Here is a 20,466-nt window from a genome sequence, read left to right on the forward strand (position 1 = left end):
CTACTAATTTTATTCGTTACTATTTTTATAACGATCTACGGTAAATATGTCAGAATAATGTTAAAATATGTTTTATTAAATCATTTCTAGGAGGATTCAGTCTATGGATACAAAGTTTAACAAACCAAAAGGTTTTGGGGAAATCCTCGACCATACCTTTAGTTTAACCAAAAATCGCTTTAAAGATTTTTTCTTGATATTACTTATTTTTATGGGTCCGGTCTATTTGCTACAAGCAATCATTCAGCTCGCTGCTGGTACTAGCTTTTTTAGAGAGTTGGGGAGTGGGGATGCCTGGTTTGAGCAAATTCTCTCGGGTTTTACTGAAAACGGAACAATTGAGACAAACGGCTTGGGCCCTGACATTGGCATCATAATAGTAGGCTTGATCGGTGGGATTTTGGGTCTGGTGGCGGAGGCAGCCATCCTATTCGCCATTGCAAATATTCGAAAAAATGATGAATATACCGTTGGTTCCGTCATTAAACAAGCTTTTTCGCGATTTTGGCCGATGATTGGAAGTAGTATTTTATTTGGAATTATCTCGGGTCTGATTATCATTATTCCGATTATCCTTGTTACTGTAACGGCCATATTTGGTTATCAGGCGAATCCGGTTTTAGGGGTTCTCGGGGCCATCGTGCTATTTTTAGGCTTTGCTGTCGGAATTGGGCTGTTATTAACGCGCTGGAGCTTTTACTTTGCTTCCGTCGTGCTGGACAAGGATTCGCCTGGATTAGATCGAAGCTGGAGACTATCCAGAAAACGTACTTGGACATTGATGGGTCTTTATATCGTCTTTTATTTAATTATTTACGCTATTGAGGTCGCCGTCCAACTGACGTTTGGTCTCTTTTTAGGAAATAGTGTGTTGTTATCACTTATTTCAAACCTCGTCACCTTAATTACGACAATGATTTTCTCTGTAGGCTATGCTGTCATGTATCTTGATTTGAAAACGAGACATGAGGGTGATGATTTAAAGGATATGATTGAGAATTACAACAAAAAAACAATCTAAACTAAATACCTAAATAAGTTAGGTGAGGATTATGCTTGATGCTAATAAAGCAAGGGATGAACTGAAAGACATATTAAATACAAAAGAATATCAGATTTATCACAATGAATCAAAAGGCTTGATTGAAACCCTATGGGAAAAAGCAAAACAATGGATAGCCGAGCAGCTGATGAAATTATTTCCTTCCATGGAATCTGCCGGCAGTGCCTCTGGGCCCATACTTATTGTGATTATTGTCGTGGTTGTATTCTTTTTGGCCTTTGCTGCTATTTTTATGATTCGCAATCACAACCGAAATAAATTGTTGCATAACAAAATGCCGCTTCAATCGATGAACGAAATCAATTGGTCGTCCGAAAGGCATTTACTGGAGGCTACAAACAAAGAAAGTTTAGCGGAATACACGCTTGCTACCCGTCACCTGTTTTTAGCCCTGCTCCTTTATTTTCATGAAAAAAATTGGCTTGAGGCACGGATTTGGAAAACAAATTGGGAGTATTATGAGGAACTCCGAAAAGTCAATCAACAATGGGCAGTAAAATTTTATGATCTTGCAGCGTTTTTTGATGAAGTGACCTATGGTGAGCGGAAGGTTCAAGAAAGAGAATATCAACATTTTCAAACGGAAGTTAGAAGAATGCTTGGGGAATATGAGCAAACACTTGGCAGGACGGAGGAGAACACTTGAAGAATCTTAAACCTAAGAGACAGGGATGGATTTGGCTGACAGTTCTGCTCCTCGTTTTTATCCTGATTAGTTTATATGTCAGCTCTCAAAGACCAAAGCAATATCCCAATTTTGTCGCTGATTCTCCTTCTCCAACTGGTGTGAAGGCATTTTATACATATTTAAAGAAGGAAGTTCGTGTTAACAGCTGGACAGCAGACCCTCTGAAGCTGCCGAAACAGGGTGAAGAAAAACTCCTGGTAATGGTTGAACCTTTTTTCACTCCGGAAACGGAAGATATGGATGCCTATAAAGACTTCATGAAGGCCGGCAATACAATTCTTTTATTTCAAACCAATCCTAAAGGAATGTTTGATTTGGATACAGTTCCCGAACTGCCTTCCCCCAATCATGAAGTAAAATGGTATAGGGAAAATCAAGGAACATATAAGGCCGAAATGAACTCCTTCATCCGCTTAGTTACAAACAAGGATGACGCAATTCTCCTTGGTGATGCTGGCGGCGGTGCGATTGCGCTGAAACGACCTGTTGGAAAAGGACAATTGATCGTTGCGATTACACCAGAGTGGCTGACAAATGACAACCTGTTAAAGAATGACAATTTAACACTTGTTCTCAACTTGTTCAATGAAACAAAAACGGGGACTGTCTTTTTTGATGAATACCTTCATGGCAGTCAGAATGGCTCATCGATTATGACGGTATACCCGATGTGGTTTTTACTACTCATTCTCCAAGGAATCCTGCTAATGATGCTTTGGCTATGGTTCAAAGGAAAGCGGTTTGGACCATTGCTTGTTTCAAGGGAAGAGTCGGTTCGTTTTAGCGACGAAGGAATTCGGGCGATCACGGCTTGGTATCTCCGCGGCAGACGGTACCACGATTCCTTATTGATTCAGGCTGACTATCTTAAATTATTGTTACAAGAGCATTGGCGAATTCCATACCGGGTTGAATGGAGGGAGTTGTCTAGTTTCTTGGAGCGACAACACAGTGGGATGCAGGCAAATGAGATTCGCCCATTTTTAATTGGGTTGACCAATATACTTGAAAAAGAAAAAGTAAGCAAACAGGAATTTTTGCTTTGGTCCAGGAGTCTTGAGCAATTACGGAAAGAGGTGGAGGAAGGATGAACGAAGAATTAACATCCTTTTTAGAAAAATATGAGCAGCGGATTTTAGGTCAAAGTCTAAATCTAAGGCTCTTGCTATCGGCGATATTGTCTGGGGGTCATGTCTTGCTCGAAGGGGTGCCAGGCACCGGAAAAACACAAATGGTACGAACACTGGCCAGTCTGCTTGGCGGTGACTTTAATCGTATTCAATTTACGCCGGACCTGCTTCCAAGTGATATTACCGGAAGTACGATTTACAATATGAAGGAAAGCAGCTTTCAAACCTTAAAAGGTCCGATTTTCACGAATATTCTCCTAGCTGATGAAATCAACCGGACACCGGCAAAGACCCAGGCAGCTCTACTTGAGGCAATGGAAGAAAAACAAGTCACAATCCAAGGTGAAACCTATCCATTACCAGAGGTGTTTTTTGTAGTGGCCACCCAAAACCCAATCGAATTTGAAGGGACCTATCCACTGCCGGAAGCACAGCAAGATCGTTTTCTTTTTAAACTGTTCATTGATTTCCCTTCTTTTGAGGAAGAGAAAAATGTCTTAAGACAGGTAATTGAAAACAGTTTTGACGCAAAGCTTGTTTCTACTATTCTTGATTTGGACAGTTTTATTTCGATTAGAAGACAAATTGAAAGAGTTACCGTTGGCGAAAACGTCATCGATTATACGATGCAAATTGTCAGGAAAACGCGGGAATCAGAATCGATTCGCTTCGGTGCAAGTACAAGGGCAGGAATATCGATTGGAAAAGCGGCACAAGCATGGGCATACCTTACAGGCCGGAACTATGTGACGCCGGATGATATCAAAATGGTCGCCAAACCGGCCTTAAGACACCGTATTCAGTTATCCCCGCATGTAGAATTGGAGGGTGCTACCGTTGACCAGATCATTGAAGAACTTGTGGGGTCGGTTCCTGTTCCAAGATAGAGGAGTTTTACCTACCAAACGGTTAATGATGATGGTTCTCATCCTGTCGCTTAGTTTAGTGATTGGTACGGCTTTTTTGGAGATTTCATGGGGATTCATCATCACCGTCAATTTGATTGTTTTTTTGGTCAGTCTAGGTGATTTACTGTTTTCACCGAAGAAAAAGGAGCTTAGCTTTAAACGTTTTCTGCCCTCAGAGCTGGAACGAGGGATACCCTATCAGGTGGAGCTGGAAGTAAGCAATCGCTCTCAGCGTGCTCTAACCTTCCGTTTCATCGATGGATTACCACAGACTTTTGAACGGCCGTTTCCAGTGACTGGAGTCATCCAGAAGGAAGTATCGACAGTGATTACATATGAGACAATCCCCATGGTAAGAGGTAAGTTTGATATAAACAAGCTTTACTTTCGCTATACCAGTTTATTCGGATTATGGGAAAAGCAAACAACAGTCGGATTAGAGGATTCAGTCAAAGTCCTGCCGGATTTAACAGAAACTAAACAATATCTCGAAAATGCTCAGAAATTTCTTGTCTACGAAGGATTGAATATCCGCAGACAACGCAGTGGTGTCGGTGATTTTGCAAAGATTAGAAGTTATGTAGTTGGTGATGATCCTCGTAAAATCAATTGGCGGCAAACAGCGAAGCTGCAAGAAGTGATGACGAATGAGTATGAACCTGAGCACGGCAAATATGTTACCATCTTAATTGATTGCGGGAGAATGATGGGGGCGGAATTGACAAAAGGGAACCGCCTTGAGAGAGTTTTAGAAGCAGCGCTGACCGTAACAGCTGCCGCGCTGCAAAAGGGAGATTATGTTTCTGTGTTGGCTTTTTCGAAGGAAATAAAAGTCTTTGTTCCGCCAGCGAAAGGAATGGCCCATTTACAGACAATTCTCCAAGCGATTTATCATCTGCAGGTGGATGCAGCCGAGTCCAATTATGGGACCGTCCTGCAATATTTAGAAATGGTGCAAAAGAAGCGAAGTCTGCTGTTATTATTCAGCGACGTAAGGACGTTTCTACATGAGGAAAGTGCGCTAATCTTTTTAAAACGCCTCAGACAACGGCATCTTTTTTTGATGATTGGGATTGAGGATCAGACACTTGTAAAGAGAACCAAAGCAGAGCCAGTCGATGTGCAGGCAGCCATGCTGAAAAGTATCGCACAGCAGCAAATTGTTATTAAGAAACGGGAAAAAATAAAATGGGAAAAACAAGGCCTCCAATTAATAGAGGCCCGGGAGGAGAAACTTGCGATTGCGGCCGTTTCCCATTATATCGAAATTATGAATCAAAACCTTTTGTAGTTTTCAGGAGTCTAAGTCTTCCAATGATAACATAAAGGATTAAACCAATTACCGTTACGATGGCAACGATATACTTTAATTCTAATGAGATGGCGGCCGGTGTGATAAAGCCTTCAATCACGCCGGCAATAACAAATAAGGGAATCGTGCCTAACAGGAGCTGCACGGAACGCTTCGCTTGCTGCTTTAGCTGATAGCCTCTAGAAAATTGCCCCGGGACAAAGAGCTTGTAGCCCATTAACAGTCCTGCACCGCCGGCAATGAAAATTGCTGTAAGCTCAATCATTCCATGAGGGACAATATAGGCCCAAAAATCATAGGATTTGCCGTGATGCCAAAACAGAGCTGCAAGTGCGCCAATAAGGATTCCGTTATAAACCATTAAATAGACGGTTAAGAGCCCAATAGTAATCCCGCCGGCAAAGGCTAATATTGCAACCTTTATATTGTTCGTCATAATACTAGCGGACATCAATGAGGAGTCTACCGCACCATCATGGCTTCCCAGCTGCTCAGGGTTCACGCTTTGAGCCATATCCGCCGGAAGAATCGAATAAAGATGGAGCGGGTCATTCATGACTGAGAGGAAGCTCCCTAAGGCACCAATAGTAAACAAAATCAGCGCGATCAAGACAAATTTCCATTGTTCTAACAATAAGCCAATAAATTTTGTGCTGAAAAAATAACGAAGTTGTTTAAAGCTTGAAACTTGATCTTTGTACAACAGGTTATGTGATTTAGAAACCAGTCCGTTCAAATAGTGTGTTACTTCATCTGCGGGAAAATAGGTCTGGCTGTAGGAAAGATTCTGCGCTGCCTTTTGATAGAGTCGATGAAAGAGAGTAATATTGGCACCGGTAATCTTATTTCTCCGCTTCCCTAAAGCGGTCACCAGCTGTTCGAGCTCTTTCCATTCGTCACGATGCAGTTTTACAAATTGCTTTACATTCATTCTGACACCTCTTGTTAGCATTACGCGGCTTTGTATTTTTTTACTATTCTTCTTATTATAATAATTTTAGAGAAAAATAGAAACAGCTATAGAGAAAATCACCTAAGAGAATGGGGGATACCTTATGAATCAAGAACAAATGGAGATTAAAACACCGGAATACGTCTCACTTCAATTTCAAGTCGCTGGTTTAGGCAGCAGAGCAGCAGCCTTTATCATTGACCAAATTCTATTAAACATTGTTAACCTTCTGGCTCTTATTGTTGTATGGCTGATCATGGAAGGAACGTCACCACTGCCTTTTTTTTTCTTTGAGGACACTCTTCCTATAGCGATTACGATTATTGTCTTGTTTATCATTAATTGGGGATATTTTTTTGCATTTGAATTTTTTTCAGGCGGAAGGACGATTGGCAAGAAGCTAATTGGGATAAGAGTTATCCAAGAAAATGGTCACAGTATCACCTTGCTATCGAGCTTTATTCGCAATCTGATGCGGGTTATTGATACCTTGCCGACAGCTTATTTTCTAGGGATTATCATGGTATTTTTCCATTCGAAGCATAAGCGGCTTGGAGATCTTGTCGCTGGAACGATTGTGGTCCATGAGCGAAAGGCGAAACGGAAAAAGAAACTAACTCCGATTGAAAAAGCAATCGCGAGCAGAGGGATTTCAAAGAATGACCTCATAATCGATGAATGGACGTTCAAGGCTTTTACAGCGAAAGATTGGAAGCTAATGAATATATATGCCGGCCGTTTTACGCAATTACCATTGGTAGAGAAGAATCAACTCACGAGACAAATTGCCGAGATTCTGTTTCCGAAAATCGGACAAGATGTGCTTGGGAAAAGCGAACAGGAATTGGAAGATACACTGCTTGTACTCTATTTAAACCTTAGAGATGAATGGGAATTTGAAATCTGAGGATAGACTGCCATTCTTGGTAGTCTATTTTTTTAAGTGGCTCTTTTACTTTGATAGGTTCATAGTGCCCTGGGACAGGGAAAAAGACCCAGACGGGCACTATGAAAAATAAAAACAGCAAACCATTTTAAAAAAGTGTCACATTTTTTAATTGATGACGACTTATGGGTAAGAAAGAAAAAAAGAAGGTGATGGGGGCTTGAGTAAGGACAAAGAAGAGATTGTGATGGAGTGGTATGAACAGTATTATGATGATATTTATCGGTTTATTTTATTTATGATTGGTGATAAGCAATCATGCGAGGATTTGGTTCACGACACTTTTTTACGAGCATTCACAGGACTTGAGCGATTTGAAAACCGCTCCGCTGTGAAGACATGGCTTTTCGGAATTGCGAAGTATTTAGTGTTAGATGAAATTCGCAGACGAAAACGAAAAAGGCTGTTCAACGTGATGGGATTTTCTAATGAAATACCATCTTCAATCGATGTCGAACAGATTATCGAAAATAGGGAAATGATCCTTGAACAAATGCAGTATATTCAATCGCTAAAACCAAATTATCGTCTCGTGATTACGTTAATTAAGATTGAAGATTGTTCAACAAAGGAAGTGGCGGAGATTCTCGATTGGTCAGAAGCAAAGGTGAGAAAAACATTATCAAGGGCACTGCAATCTCTTAGGAAAATGAACGAAAAAGGAGGGGAAATACGTGGCGAACAACCATTTTGATGATCAATGGGAGCTGCTAAAGCAAGTTGGGTCAACTGACACGGAAAAAGATGAAATCAGAAAAAGGATTCGACAATCACTCGCACAAGCCCCCTCTAAAGCTCGTCCATTTAAATTCCTGCAATGGAAAAGCATCGTCGCCGCCTCATTGCTTGTTGTGATTTTTGGAGGATTTCTGTTCATGCTGTTGGAGAAAAACACTAGACTAAATAGTGCTGACTATTTCACAGTTGATGATCAATCATTCAGCTGGAAGCTTGAAGATGTGACTAGTAAAAAATCAGGTAAGAAATTAGAGCTATACTACAAAAATAATCCGATTCCATTTGGGACCGTGATTGAAGTAACCGAAGCAGAAATGAACTCGATTATCCAATCAAAGCCGATGTTTGTTAACAAAGAACTTGAACATTTTCCTAATAAAACCAACATGTATATTGAGCACGTAAAAATGCAGGACGTCGTCATCAGGTATTACTTCTTTATACCATTGAGAGCGGAAAAATGGCTACAGTTTACGTTTGATTATCCAAAGCTTGAGTATGCAAATATTTTTAAAGCGATGTCAACATTAGAACTTAAAGGGAAAACTTCTTATCATCATAATGAGCCGCTTTACGTGACCTATGGCTACGGAAGGATGATTTACCCAGTTGATTTAGAACCAGTTTCCGATACATCTAATAATAACGAAGTATATCGTTGGGAAGGTGCATCCACTAAGGCCTATCATCAGTATGTAGATAAAATTCTCCAGGATGTCAGTTGGCAGAAAAAATCCGAAAAAGGATTGTCAACTACCTTTGTTTCAGTAACCTTCCAGAATGAAGTTACCATCACATTAAATGGCAATGAACTAACCTATGAATATTTCTACCCCGAACAGGATGAATAATTACAAAGTACAGTGTGTAGAGTGAAAATTAATTAAGAAAATTCGTGACCGATTCAACACAAGTTGATTCGGTCTTTTTTTTGAAAGAGCGTAGCGCAAATCATTTACTACCCGTCTATTATGGTGGAGGTGGTCAAATGGGAAGGCCTTCCCACAAAGATAATAACCTAAACTTCTCTAAAGATCCTTCTGCGGCGATTGAAGATATGATGAATCAATACGGTACACTTGTGTTGCGGACTGCCTATTTTTACTTAGGTGATCGTCATCTTGCTGAGGATATTAGTCAAGAGGTATTTATGCTCGCTTATCGAAACTGGACGAAATTCCGTGGCGACAGCAGTGTGAAAACGTGGCTGATAAAAATAACGATTAATCGCTGTCGAGACCATTTACGTTTAAAGCGATCCGCAGAGATCCCATCCGATACTCTTTTCATAAATGAACCAATTACCAGAAACCTTGAAGAAGAAGTTATCAAACGGATGAACAGGACCGAGATTTTAAAGCATGTTTTAACATTGCCCCTACATTATCAAGAGGTGCTCTATTTATTCTATTACCTGGATTTTAATACGATAGAAATTGCCAAAGCTACCGGCAATCCAGAAGGTACTGTTCGCGGGAGACTCCATCGCGCAAGAAAATTATTAGGAGGACTACTGGAAAAGGAGGGGTTTCAGTAAATGACCGATCCGAAAAAAGACATAAAGAAAGTATTCTCGGAAGAGCTAGATCAGACATTATTTGAATCGCTGGTTTTCCATTCGCGGCTTCAAGACGAAGTGAGGAAAAAATTTACTGCAGATAATCAAAAGCGAAGTGGAGCAACCTGGATCGCAATATTTCGAAAAAGAAAAGTTTACAGCACATTGTTAGCTGTTGCAGCTGTTTGTCTAGTCTTCTTTTCTAGTTGGTTATTAAGAGGAGACAATTCAAATCTGGCCCAGCCAAAGACAACATCGGATAACCCTAGCCTATTTCGAAACGAGGGCAATAACTCCACTGATCCACTTGTGAGACAGTCATGGGTTTTGAACAGTGAGAACGAAGCAAAACAAGCATTTGGTACGGATGTGCTGTTGCCGACTTACACTCCGGGTCAATTTAAATTGGATGGGATCCATGGTTATGGCAGCAATCAGGAGCAGATCCATAAGCTTGTTTTCACTTATTTCCATGAAGATCAATCTTATTTAGTCATCATTGAAAGAAACATGTTTGATGGTATTCCACATCGATTTGAAGATGTAGATATTAACGGGACCAAGGGGTATCTGAATCCAGAAGACGGGAATACGGATACTGAGCTTCATTGGTACCTGAATGATGTGCATTATTGGATAGCTGGGCACGTCTCCAATGAAGAAGCCGTAAAAATCGCGAAATCATTTAAATAAAAAATTAGGAGGAACAAAAAATGAAACTTAAAATGCTGATGGCAATTATATTGGGGTTATGCGGACCATTTATGACAACCTTAACGACATCCGCAGCCTCTGAACCAACTGCGGCTATGCTTGAAAAACAAAAAGAGGTCGATAAGATTATTTTTGAAGATAAAAAGGAGGAGTTAGCTGATAAAGGCATTACAGTTACGCATACAGCGCCGCTAGAAAATACAATTGAAATTGGTGTGCAACCGTATAACGAAGAAACAATCCAATATATAATTGAGTTTTTTGGAGAGAAAAATGTCACAGTTGTAGATGGCGGACAGCAGGCTGGGATTATGACCGCAAATAGTAACGAACTGGTACGGGACGGCGGGACTCCTGAAGAAAGTGGCTCAGAGCAAATCTATATTTTAGCTGCGATTATTGTCCTTTTCGGTGGAATAACAGTTATTTTGATTAGAAAAAAACTGCGAAAAAGATAATTTAACGAACCATCTTGGTCATCCATTTTCAAAAAGGAGATAACTAAGATGGTTTCTTTTTTATTCCCAAGAATTCAAAATATACGCTAAGTTACCGAACTGGTATTTGTTTTTAATTTTAGAGGAATAAACTGTTTTTTGTAGAATATTGGTATTTAGAGTTGTTTTTTAACAAGAACAAGTGACCACAAATTACCGAGAATAATGATTACTAGAAGATTGCAGCATGTACGTTTAAGTATGAATAAATGGAGTGTGAAAAATGGGTTCTCAAGAAGAAATCATTCAAGTAATCAATCTAGTGAAAACATATGGCGATTTCACAGCGGTAAAGGGAGTCGAATTTCAGGTTCATAAGGGAGAAGTTTTCGGTCTTCTCGGTCCAAATGGTGCGGGAAAAACCACAACGTTAGAAATGTTGGTAGGGCTTAGAAAACCCGATCAAGGGACAGCGATCGTTGGTGGGTTTGACATCACAAAAGAATTAAAAAAGGTGAAAGAGGTCATCGGTGTTCAATTACAATCAACGTCACTCTTTGAACTGCTTACAGTGGAAGAAATCTTACATTTATATGCAAGTTTTTATCCGAACCAGGTTTCCATTCCTACCTTAATTGAGGAGATGCTGCTAGGCGATAAAAGGAAAAGTCGGATAAAAAGTCTATCAGGAGGACAGAAACAAAGATTGGCCATTGCTCTGGCACTTGTTCATGACCCATGGATCATTTTCTTAGATGAGCCGACAACAGGGCTTGACCCACAGGCACGAAGAACGCTTTGGGATATTATCCTCCTTTTAAAAAAGAAAGGGAAAACCATCGTGTTAACCACCCATTACATGGATGAGGCACATGTATTATGTGACCGAATTGCGATTATGAACCAAGGCGAGCTGATTGCGTTAGACACACCGTCCCAGCTTGTTAAAAACCTTCAGTCAGATAGTGCGGTTGAGTTTCGGTTTGAAAATGAATCCTTTGATGTTGCATTACATGAAATCGAAGGTGTAACAAAGGTTGGGAATCAAAAGGATATTTTTGTTCTATATACAGATGATCTTCAACTTACCTTAACCAGTTTGATTCAGATGGCTTCAGATCAACAGCTTAAATTAACAGATTTGCAAACAAGAACAGCTACATTAGAAGATGTGTTTTTACATATGACCGGAAGGAGATTAAGAGAAGGATGAGAGCTTACTGGCAACTTACATTATCGCAGCTGCGGATTTTCCTTCGAAATCGTCAGGTCTTGTTTTGGACGCTGGCTTTTCCGCTTTTCCTCATGGTGATCATGGGTTCATTTTTAGGAAATGGAAATGGAATTTCTTTAACGATTGGTGTGGTAGACCAAGACCAATCGTTTCAATCAAAGATATTAATAACCACACTAATTGATAACAAAGCATTAACTGTCCAAATAGAAAAGAGCGAAAGTACAGCTTTAAACAAATTGAAAAAGGATGATTTACAGCTAGTTGTCGTCATCCCAAAAGGATACGATGCAAGCTTAACTAGTCCACCAGCAAAAAATGCCCCCTACTTACTTCCTGTTTACTTCAATGAAACGAACATAGCCGTATCACAAGTCGGTCTTCAGGTAGTAAGTAATATAGTTGATGGAATTAGTAAAGACATGCTCGATTATCATCCTGTAGTTGCAATGGATATGAAAGGGGTCGAAACACTAAATTTAAAGTATATTGATTTCTTAGTGCCGGGGATTGTTGCAATGATGATTATGAGTAACAACATGAATGGCGTCGCTGGTCAAATCGCTGCCTGGAGAGAGCGGGGAATATTAAGAAGAATGCAAGGAACCACTCTAAAGGCTTCTACTTTTATTGCGACGCAAATTACTGCCCGCCTTGTATTGAATGGCTTGCAAGCACTTATTGTTTTAGGAGTAGGGCATCTGATTTTTGGTGTTGAAGTCCGCGGGTCGTGGTTTACTTTAATCAGTTTTGTCCTTTTAGGGACACTGGCGTTTATGGCGATTGGATTTATTATTGCAGGCATCGCCAAAACCCCAGAAAGTGCATCGCCCATTGCCGGTTTTCTGTCCTTTCCGATGCTATTTTTGGGAGGGGTGTTTTTTCCGATTAAAAATATGCCAGAATTTTTGCAGCCAATTGTTCAGATTTTACCGATTGCCCATCTTAGCCATGCATTACGAGAAACGATGAATGTTGGAGCATCGTTTATGAGCTTAGGGACAGAGGCACTGATTTTGAGTGGTTGGCTCGTAGGCGCATTTATTATTGCCAGCTATGTGTTTAAATGGGAATAAATGAACGGTTATGATGAATAGGATTGAAAATAGGAAAAGTAAAGGGAGGAAGCAGATGCAAAATCAAGATTATAAATCTCATGTACGAGTGCACCCGATTTATCATTTTGTTTTACAGATATTACTATTAGGGACCTTAATAACTACTATTGTTTTTCTAGTTCGTTCGATTAAACAGGAGGAAAACATTCTACTATCGATAATCCTTTTTCTGATGATGATAATCATTGTAATCATCGCAGTACTTTTACGATTTTATCCATTAAAGGCACAAGATCGTGCAATACGTGCGGAAGAGAATCTTCGTTTTTATGTTTTAACGGGGGAGTTATTGGATCCTAAACTCAGTTTCTCTCAATTGGCAGCTTTACGTTTTGCAAGTGACAAGGAATTTCCAGAGTTAAGTAAGCGGGCAGCAGCGGAAAATTTAAAACCGGATGAAATTAAGAAAGCGATTCAAAATTGGCGAGCAGACTATAATCGAATTTAAATACAGAAAAACACGTTTGATTTATCTCAGACGTGTTTTTTTAATAAAATTTAGGGAATTAATACCTCGTAAAGTAATTGCATGAATATCTTAATAGCTGAGAATCTAGTATTAAGAAAAAATGAGAGGTACACTTACAGGAAGTATATAATATCTACGATAACGAAAATGGTTTTGAATATTACAAACATATCAAAAGATATGTAATCAGTATTAAATCTAGATAATAACACATAATTCTATTATGAAAATTAATATGAAATAAAGGAGTATGTTCATGCATTGGTATGAAAAGTTGAATCAATATTTTCCAGTTGAAGAGATGAAATCAAGAGAGCATATGGAAACTTTGCTTAAAGAGCGTTCTGAAATCTATCATAAAGACGAAGGACCCAATCATGTTTTAATGTATGTGGAGCTCGACAATTTTGTTTTTATCGATTACCTTTTCGTTTCGAAGAATGCCCGTGGCCAGGGTCTTGGTCATAAACTTATGGAAAATATGAAAAGAAAGGGAAAACCGATCATTCTTGAAGTAGAACCAGTTAATTATGAGGACAGTGATACAGAAAAAAGGCTGCGTTATTATAAACGCGAAAGCTTTGAGCATGCGAAATCTATCGGGTACGAGAGAAGATCTCTTGCGACAAATGAGATTAATAAGATGGAAATCCTTTATTGGGCACCACATAATGAATCGGAAGAAATGATATTTGAAGCCATGAAAAAAACCTATGATATGATTCACACCTATAAGGACAAACATTTCTATGGTGAATCCTACGAGCCAGTTGATGATGTTCTTACCTTTAACAAAGAATCCCGGAATAGGAATATATTAGATAATCTTTAAAGAAATTAACTAACTTCAAAAAAGGATAAGCAGAGGTATATAAAAAGGTTAATATCAATTGGAATAAAACTCTATTTTTAGTTATTCCATTAAAGGGCGCTATCCGTTATAAGGAGTAGCGTCCTTTTTGCATGAAAAGGCCATGATTTAGAATGATAATAAAGAGTTTATACCGTAATTAACTTATTCACACCTGGAGACAGCTACACTGGTAATACACCTAGATACTTATTTAGATTTCACCTTGACCCTTATCAGAGTTCATTTCCAGTTTGGCCGCTATACTTGTGCTTATGAGGAGTGGATTCATTAATAGTCGTCGTTCCTTTAAACTCATGATAATGACCTCCAAAAGGAATTTCTATTGCGGGCCCAGTAATACCTTCAATTCGGTGTTCATGTCCATGATTAAAAGATGTCATCGTAAAGTAACGATGAACATGCGGAACCCCACTTTGAGCCGGTTCAGTCCTTCCTAAATAATCATGACGATGATCAACATCAAAGGAAGTAAACCCACTAAATCCATGAATGTGAACCCGTCGGCCGTCAAAAGAAGTCACGTAAAGAACATGGGAATGTTCCCCATTTAAACTCTTATCGTCTGACTCATAAATAAAACCAGTGATCGGGATTTTCATTTTAAACTCCCCCCTCGAAAATTAATAATTCACTTTAAATGTATGAGGAACAAAGGTAAATATGTGTTCTTCTTAAGGTGAATAGTTTCTATAATCTTCCTTGTAGTTAATGATTGGTTTTATTTAAAAAGTGTGAGTTGGCTTTAATAGGTTGGAATCTTCAATAATCGGGCGCTTTGATTTAAAAAAAAGGAGAAAACATATTATACATTCCTAATATGTTTTCTCCTTTATTTTTATGGCTTTTGATAATTTAGGTCTTGATAAGTTAACTTTGGTTCACATTTTTTTATGGACTTTGATTACTTCATAAAAAGCTTAATTTTTTTCAGTCCGTTCTTCACATTTGGATAACGAAACGTTATCAAATAAGGTCGTTTGTTTGAGAACGCTTTTTTGATGGGAAAACGTATCAAAGTTTCCTTTTCCGTGATAGGCGCCAATCCCGCTGTTGCCAACACCGCCAAAGGGAAGGTATGGGGAGGCAAAATGATAAACTGTATCATTAACACAGCCGCCGCCAAAAGAGATGCTATTTAATACTTCCTTTTGTATTGCATTATTTTCTGTGAAAATATAGAGGGCGAGCGGATTAGGGTGACGATGAATTCCTTCCAGTACATCTGAAAGCTCATTATATTCAAGCACAGGCAGAATTGGCCCGAAGATCTCGTCCTGCATAATCGGATCCTCCCAGGTGACATTTGTGAGGACCGTCGGCTCAATCGTTAACTTTTCTTGATTTGCCTTCCCTCCCATATAAAGATCCCCATTGTCGAGAAAGGAGCATAACCGCTGAAAGTGTCTATCACTCACGATTCTCGTGAAATTAACATTGTTTAACGGCTGTTCCCCATACAATTCATTCGTTGTTTCCTTAAATTGTTGAAGGAATTGATCCTTAATGCTTTTATGAAGGTACAAATAATCCGGGGCAATACAGGTTTGTCCAGCATTGGTGAACTTCCCCCAGGCAATCCGTTTTGCTGCCAGCTTTAGATTGGCATCCTCGTGAACGATACAAGGGCTTTTTCCGCCCAATTCTAATGTCACTGGGGTTAAATTTTTTGCTGCTGCTTCCATAATGACCTTTCCAACAGGGACGCTGCCGGTAAAAAAGATATAATCAAATTTTTCATTAAGGAGTGCTCGGCTTGTTTCTACACCTCCTTGGACTACTGAAATGTACTCTTCGGGGTAAATATCATTAATGATATTAGCTAATACTTCAGACGTTTTCGGCGTCAATTCTGAAGGTTTGATAACCGTACAGTTTCCCGCGGCAATGGCACCAATTAACGGGGCTATCGCCAATTGAAAGGGATAATTCCAAGGAGCGATGATGAGCGCAACTCCGTATGGTTCCGAATAAATGTAACTGCGGGAGCCAATATGCGTTACCGGTGTTTTAACCTTTTTTGGCTTTACCCACGAACGTAAATGTTTAAGCGTAAATCGTAATTCCTCTAGGACAAAACCAATTTCAGAGGTATAGGCATCAAATTCGGATTTATTTAAATCCGCCCTCAAGGCATTCATCAGCACTTGCTCATTATTTTTAATAGCGTTTCTCAATTTGTGAAGAGCTTCGAGTCGGTATGAAACATCTTTAGTCATGTCAGTTCGAAAAAAAGCTTTTTGCTTAGCAATTATGGAATTGAAATTTTCCATTTCATTAACCACCTTAGTTCATTGGAGATCCCAGTTATTCTTTTATTAATTGGTAAAGAGCAAATATATCATCCTTATTTAATATCCTTGGAACAGGATATAATGGGTTCGCTTCTTTGAATGCACGCTCAACCATCAACGGTATATCACGATCGACAATCCCACTTACTTTTTTCGGAATCGCCATACTATCATTAAGCTTCTTGATCGCTTCGATAAACTTCACTGCCTTTTGCTCGGCAGTATCCGCGGGTTCACCAATACCAACTAATGCTGCCAGCTCAGCTAAAGGTTTGTGAACGGACTCGCCGTAATACTCCAAGACATAGGGGAGGATAATCGCATTTGCCATACCATGGGGAACTGAATAAAATCCACCAAGCGTATGGGCAATAGCATGGACATAACCAACATAGGCACGTGTGAATGCCATTCCAGCTAAATAGGCAGCTTTCTGCATATTCGTTCGTGCCTGGATGTTCGTCCCGTTTGAATAGGACTCATAGAGATTTTCAAAGATTAGTTTCACCGCATCTAAACTGTATTGAGTGGTTTCCTTCGTGTTACTTTTGCCGATGTATGCTTCAACTGCGTGTGTTAAGGCATCAATCCCGGTTGCTGCTGTAATATGGGGGGGAAGATTAACGATAAGTAATGGATCAAGAACAGCGTAATGTGGAATAAGTGATGTGTCCATTATGGCATATTTTTCATGTGTCTCGCTATTAGATACAACTGCAGCTAAGGTTGCTTCACTGCCTGTTCCGGCTGTGGTGGGAATCGCGAACAGGGGAGGCATTTTTTTCAGTACCTTCAAAACACCCTTCATTTGAGGAATGCTCTTATTTGGTCTTGCTGCCCGGGCACCAACACCTTTCGCGCAATCCATTGGCGATCCACCGCCGAAGGCGACAATCGCCTTACAATTATTTGCCGTGTACATTTGAAAGGCTTCCTCGATATTATCGATTGTTGGGTTTGGGACAGTTTTATCGTATACGTAATAGTCGATTCCTTCAACACCGAGGTCATTCAGGAATTCATTCATGAGACCAACAGAGACGATTCCTTGATCAGTTACAATTAAAACGTTTTCAATTTTATTCCGTTTAATAAGTTTCGGTAATTCTTTTAAACTATTTTCTCCAACTAAGAGCTCAGGTTCCCGCCAAGGCATGAAGGAGGAAGCAATTTTCATCACTCCTTGAAAAGACCTGCAATACACCTTATACATACCATAACCTCACTTTTTTTGAAAAATTAAATGTAACCTTTATTGCAGTCTACGAAGTTAAAAAACTATCAGCCGGATACCCAAAAGACCCAAAAAGAGGGGGGTAAAACCCAAAAAGCCCAAAAATCTATAATACTTTTATAGCGCATTTATTTTAGAGATGTCAAGGAAAATATTATGAATATAATTAATATTCAGAAAATAAGGTGGATCTTACTTTTGAATTTGAGAAAAAAAGCCGCCTTCATATATTTTAGGCTGGCTAAGAATTGTTAACTTTGTTTAATAAACTCAATTAAAAGGTCCAATTCAACTGAATCTAGTTGATTGGTATTATCAAAAAACTGTTTTACTAATGTGATCATTTCAGGGCTTAGTTCCTCACGAACAGACTGAATAATCATTCCGACAACAGCACCAACAAACACTGACAGCTGTACTTTTGATTCCTGTGATGAATTCACTACATTAACAGTTAAATCCTTTATAGCATCACCGAGGCTATTTAAAAATAAAATGAGCACGCAAAGGAAGTAGGCACAGAATTTAAGCTTAACATCGACGGTTTTCATTAACTCCAATATAGTATTGATTGCATCCATCAACGGGAGATCTTGGTGGTTTTTAATTAAGTCTGTTACCTCGTCAAGAATCATTTCCCATTCATCTGGATTTGAAGTTTCTTTTCTTTCTTTTTGGAACAGATGACCAGCCAGATCTGTAGGGGAGAAGACGACAACGGAGCGGCCAGTTTCATTTTCATTGGCATTATACGTTCTTTTTAAAAGTCCTTGACTTTCCAGGCTTTTCAACACATCATAGGCAGTCCATTTACTCACACCAATTGCTTCGGCCACGTCCGAATAATGAACAGGATGATTGGTGGTCTTATATTGATGCCAAATTTGGTCTAAGAATTCCCGTCTTCTTTTTGTTAAAGAGATTATAGCAGCCACCACCCATTAGCGTTGTTTTGGAAGTGATTTTACATAATCTAGAACCATCTCAACTGTAACGTGTTTTCTTATTGGGATAAATCGTAAGTTAAGTTTATTTATTTTTTTTGGGACTTCATTTATTTTTTCGGTTGAGAAGGGAATACCCTGTTTACATAATGCTATTGCTTCCTCAATGAAATTTTCACGTTGTTGATCCAGAGCAAGAAACTCTTGATATGTTTTGTTCTGATTAGCAGCATGTTTGATTAAATCTTTATGTACACTCATGATCTCACTCCTAAAATAGTTGACTTTATTAATAATACCATAGTTTTGAAAAGGAGGAATTTCTAAATTAATTGATTTATTGGAAATATAATTAGCCCTCCAATAATAAAACCTCCAAGGGATTTGGTGACTTTATTATGAAGTTAAACGGCTCTATTAGCGATAAAGATAAACAGCAATCTTATTTTACAGCTGGTCATTCGAAATTCCGAAGGAGTCGTATAATCCTGCCTTGCCCGCCTTTGTAATCTTAAGAGCCCGATCAGGCAGTTTTTCAATCCAATGTAATTCTAACAACCGCATTAAAACGGCATGTCCTAATGACCCTGCTAGGTGGTAACGTCTTTCGCTCCAATCCAGACACTTTCGAGCGAAATGTCTTCGTTTTATTCGTAAAGCATCGAGGTCAATTTTGAAATCACGAAAGAATTTCTCTCCTTTATCCGTTATAAGAAAATCAACTTGATCCTCAACCAAATATCCTTTTTCTATGAAGGCTTCAGTTAATGATACCCCGAGTTTTCCAGCCAGATGGTCATAACAGGTTCGGGCAATTCGAACCTTTTCGACACGTGAAGAATCTTTCAAGGAATTAATTCTTGGAGCTGGCGCAATAACAGTCAACATTTCTATCGCCTGGGCAACATCAGTGCTAGCTAGACGAAAATAGCGATGGCGACCATGTTTTTCTACATGGATCAGATTTCCTTCTACCAATTTTGCCAGATGGCCACTTGCCGTTTGCAAAGTGATATTTGCTTCCCTTGCTAACTCATTTGCTGGAAGCCCGTCAAGCCCGAGGAGAGCTTCTAACATAGCAGCCCTTGATGAATCAGCCATTAGTTTTGCAACGTATGAAAAATCAGGTTTACTTCCCATTCATCGTCATCCTCCAAATAACATTTATACTTCGATTATAACCGAAGTTTTTACGTGATAAAATAGTGGAAACGTGATAGGAGGAGTTAATAAATGAACGTATTTGATTTAATAATATTAAACTTTGAAGAAGTTAGGCGGAGGAGTATTAAAGTATGGAAAGCAATACCGCAACAAATGTTGAATTGGAAGCCTGACGAAAATGCTTTAACTTGTGCTGAAATGATCAGACACATACTGGAAGGCGAGTATCTTTATCACCAAATTCTTATCGGAAGAGGTAGTCAAGCGTTATCTAATTTAACTAATCCATTTGAGACAAGAGAATTTGCCACAGTAGATGATGAACTTGCATTCGCTCAGCCGTATCGTGAAGAATTCTTGAGATACATAAACACAATAAGTCTATTCGATTTGGAAAATGCTGTAATAGACCGTTCCGACGTAGGCTATAGAAGAACACAAGGAGATATGTTATTGCGAATTGCTTACCACGAATCCGTTCATACCGGACAGTTGTTAGACTATATGAGAACAATGGGGATTGATCGTCCTTTGATATGGGATTGATAGTTTGGCTTTTATTGTTTAAATCTAAAAATTTTTTTCTTACAACTAAGTAGATTTATGAATGTAAAGATTTATTTTCATATTAGAAAATATGACTTCTAAGCATTGTAATGAATCTGGTTTTATTGAAATGAAAAAGGCAAGTT

General features: G+C 39.1%; 22 protein-coding genes and 1 pseudogene. 16 read left to right on the forward strand and 7 right to left on the reverse strand.

The window, feature by feature from the left end; genetic code table 11:
- Nucleotides 1-103: 103 nt before the first annotated feature.
- From ACIQCO_RS09740 to ACIQCO_RS09760, 5 genes are read left to right on the forward strand one after another with little or no spacing between them, the layout of a single operon-like run.
- Entirely contained in the window at nucleotides 104-1,021 is a 918-nt protein-coding gene (locus tag ACIQCO_RS09740) for a hypothetical protein (protein WP_400427875.1), read from the forward strand.
- Between the two features lie 31 nt (nucleotides 1,022-1,052).
- Nucleotides 1,053-1,709: a DUF4129 domain-containing protein gene (locus tag ACIQCO_RS09745; RefSeq protein ID WP_400427877.1), complete on the forward strand. Its 657-nt coding sequence runs from the start codon at nucleotides 1,053-1,055 to the stop codon at nucleotides 1,707-1,709.
- The gene (locus ACIQCO_RS09750) at nucleotides 1,706-2,842 is read left to right on the forward strand and encodes a DUF4350 domain-containing protein (protein WP_400427879.1); all 1,137 of its coding nucleotides are present in this window, start codon (nucleotides 1,706-1,708) and stop codon (nucleotides 2,840-2,842) included. The genes ACIQCO_RS09745 and ACIQCO_RS09750 overlap by 4 nt, the downstream gene beginning before the upstream one ends.
- A complete protein-coding gene (locus ACIQCO_RS09755) occupies nucleotides 2,839-3,768 on the forward strand; it encodes an AAA family ATPase (RefSeq protein WP_400427881.1) in 930 nt (309 codons plus the stop codon). Before ACIQCO_RS09750 ends, ACIQCO_RS09755 begins: the two co-directional genes overlap by 4 nt.
- Nucleotides 3,769-3,793: 25 nt before the next feature.
- A complete protein-coding gene (locus tag ACIQCO_RS09760; RefSeq protein WP_400427970.1) occupies nucleotides 3,794-5,080 on the forward strand; it encodes a DUF58 domain-containing protein in 1,287 nt (428 codons plus the stop codon).
- Here ACIQCO_RS09760 and ACIQCO_RS09765 read toward each other — a convergent pair.
- Nucleotides 5,058-6,032: a stage II sporulation protein M gene (locus tag ACIQCO_RS09765; RefSeq protein WP_400427883.1), complete on the reverse strand. Its 975-nt coding sequence runs from the start codon at nucleotides 6,030-6,032 to the stop codon at nucleotides 5,058-5,060. The genes ACIQCO_RS09760 and ACIQCO_RS09765 overlap by 23 nt on opposite strands.
- 124 nt (nucleotides 6,033-6,156) lie before the next feature.
- On the opposite strand from ACIQCO_RS09765, the gene ACIQCO_RS09770 reads away from it, so the two are divergent.
- From ACIQCO_RS09770 to ACIQCO_RS09815, 10 genes are all read left to right on the forward strand, one after another.
- On the forward strand, nucleotides 6,157-6,960 hold the full coding sequence (locus ACIQCO_RS09770; protein ID WP_400427885.1) for an RDD family protein: 804 nt from the start codon (nucleotides 6,157-6,159) through the stop codon (nucleotides 6,958-6,960).
- Between the two features lie 199 nt (nucleotides 6,961-7,159).
- Nucleotides 7,160-7,693 carry an RNA polymerase sigma factor gene (locus ACIQCO_RS09775; protein WP_400427887.1) on the forward strand — a complete coding sequence of 178 codons (534 nt, stop codon included), beginning with the start codon at nucleotides 7,160-7,162 and terminating at the stop codon, nucleotides 7,691-7,693.
- Nucleotides 7,674-8,588, forward strand: a complete 915-nt coding sequence (locus tag ACIQCO_RS09780) for a hypothetical protein (RefSeq protein WP_400427890.1) — start codon at nucleotides 7,674-7,676, stop codon at nucleotides 8,586-8,588. Before ACIQCO_RS09775 ends, ACIQCO_RS09780 begins: the two co-directional genes overlap by 20 nt.
- A 137-nt stretch (nucleotides 8,589-8,725) precedes the next feature.
- Nucleotides 8,726-9,274: a sigma-70 family RNA polymerase sigma factor gene (locus tag ACIQCO_RS09785; RefSeq protein WP_400427892.1), complete on the forward strand. Its 549-nt coding sequence runs from the start codon at nucleotides 8,726-8,728 to the stop codon at nucleotides 9,272-9,274.
- Entirely contained in the window at nucleotides 9,275-9,988 is a 714-nt protein-coding gene (locus ACIQCO_RS09790) for a DUF4367 domain-containing protein (RefSeq protein WP_400427894.1), read from the forward strand.
- 20 nt (nucleotides 9,989-10,008) lie between these two features.
- Nucleotides 10,009-10,467: a hypothetical protein gene (locus tag ACIQCO_RS09795; RefSeq protein ID WP_400427895.1), complete on the forward strand. Its 459-nt coding sequence runs from the start codon at nucleotides 10,009-10,011 to the stop codon at nucleotides 10,465-10,467.
- A 262-nt stretch (nucleotides 10,468-10,729) separates the two neighbouring features.
- Complete coding sequence (locus ACIQCO_RS09800; RefSeq protein ID WP_400427897.1) at nucleotides 10,730-11,659, forward strand: ABC transporter ATP-binding protein; 930 nt, start codon at nucleotides 10,730-10,732, stop codon at nucleotides 11,657-11,659.
- Nucleotides 11,656-12,756, forward strand: a complete 1,101-nt coding sequence (locus ACIQCO_RS09805) for an ABC transporter permease (RefSeq protein WP_400427899.1) — start codon at nucleotides 11,656-11,658, stop codon at nucleotides 12,754-12,756. Before ACIQCO_RS09800 ends, ACIQCO_RS09805 begins: the two co-directional genes overlap by 4 nt.
- Before the next feature lie 55 nt (nucleotides 12,757-12,811).
- Nucleotides 12,812-13,246 carry a DUF6526 family protein gene (locus ACIQCO_RS09810; protein ID WP_400427900.1) on the forward strand — a complete coding sequence of 145 codons (435 nt, stop codon included), beginning with the start codon at nucleotides 12,812-12,814 and terminating at the stop codon, nucleotides 13,244-13,246.
- 277 nt (nucleotides 13,247-13,523) lie between these two features.
- The gene (locus ACIQCO_RS09815) at nucleotides 13,524-14,099 is read left to right on the forward strand and encodes a GNAT family N-acetyltransferase (protein ID WP_400427902.1); all 576 of its coding nucleotides are present in this window, start codon (nucleotides 13,524-13,526) and stop codon (nucleotides 14,097-14,099) included.
- A gap of 254 nt (nucleotides 14,100-14,353) precedes the next feature.
- On the opposite strand, the gene ACIQCO_RS09820 is transcribed toward ACIQCO_RS09815, so the two are convergent.
- From ACIQCO_RS09820 to ACIQCO_RS09845, 6 genes and pseudogenes are all read right to left on the reverse strand, one after another.
- Complete coding sequence (locus ACIQCO_RS09820; RefSeq protein ID WP_400427903.1) at nucleotides 14,354-14,740, reverse strand: YmaF family protein; 387 nt, start codon at nucleotides 14,738-14,740, stop codon at nucleotides 14,354-14,356.
- A 302-nt stretch (nucleotides 14,741-15,042) separates the two neighbouring features.
- Nucleotides 15,043-16,411 (reverse strand): annotated as a pseudogene (locus ACIQCO_RS09825) (aldehyde dehydrogenase).
- Nucleotides 16,412-16,445: 34 nt separating this feature from the next.
- A complete protein-coding gene (locus ACIQCO_RS09830) occupies nucleotides 16,446-17,645 on the reverse strand; it encodes an iron-containing alcohol dehydrogenase (RefSeq protein WP_400427906.1) in 1,200 nt (399 codons plus the stop codon).
- Nucleotides 17,646-17,917: 272 nt separating this feature from the next.
- Nucleotides 17,918-18,601, reverse strand: a complete 684-nt coding sequence (locus tag ACIQCO_RS09835) for a LexA family transcriptional regulator (RefSeq protein WP_400427909.1) — start codon at nucleotides 18,599-18,601, stop codon at nucleotides 17,918-17,920.
- A 6-nt stretch (nucleotides 18,602-18,607) separates the two neighbouring features.
- A complete protein-coding gene (locus tag ACIQCO_RS09840) occupies nucleotides 18,608-18,871 on the reverse strand; it encodes a DUF2533 family protein (RefSeq protein ID WP_400427912.1) in 264 nt (87 codons plus the stop codon).
- 186 nt (nucleotides 18,872-19,057) lie between these two features.
- Nucleotides 19,058-19,750 carry a helix-turn-helix domain-containing protein gene (locus tag ACIQCO_RS09845; protein WP_400427914.1) on the reverse strand — a complete coding sequence of 231 codons (693 nt, stop codon included), beginning with the start codon at nucleotides 19,748-19,750 and terminating at the stop codon, nucleotides 19,058-19,060.
- 93 nt (nucleotides 19,751-19,843) lie between these two features.
- Between ACIQCO_RS09845 and ACIQCO_RS09850 the strand changes: the two genes are divergently transcribed.
- Nucleotides 19,844-20,320 (forward strand): DinB family protein, encoded by a 477-nt coding sequence (locus tag ACIQCO_RS09850; RefSeq protein ID WP_400427915.1) that lies wholly within the window; start codon nucleotides 19,844-19,846, stop codon nucleotides 20,318-20,320.
- The last annotated feature ends 146 nt before the right edge of the window (nucleotides 20,321-20,466 follow it).

Source organism: Neobacillus sp. NPDC093127 (assembly GCF_044754175.1).
Classification (GTDB): Bacteria; Bacillota; Bacilli; order Bacillales; family Cytobacillaceae; genus Neobacillus.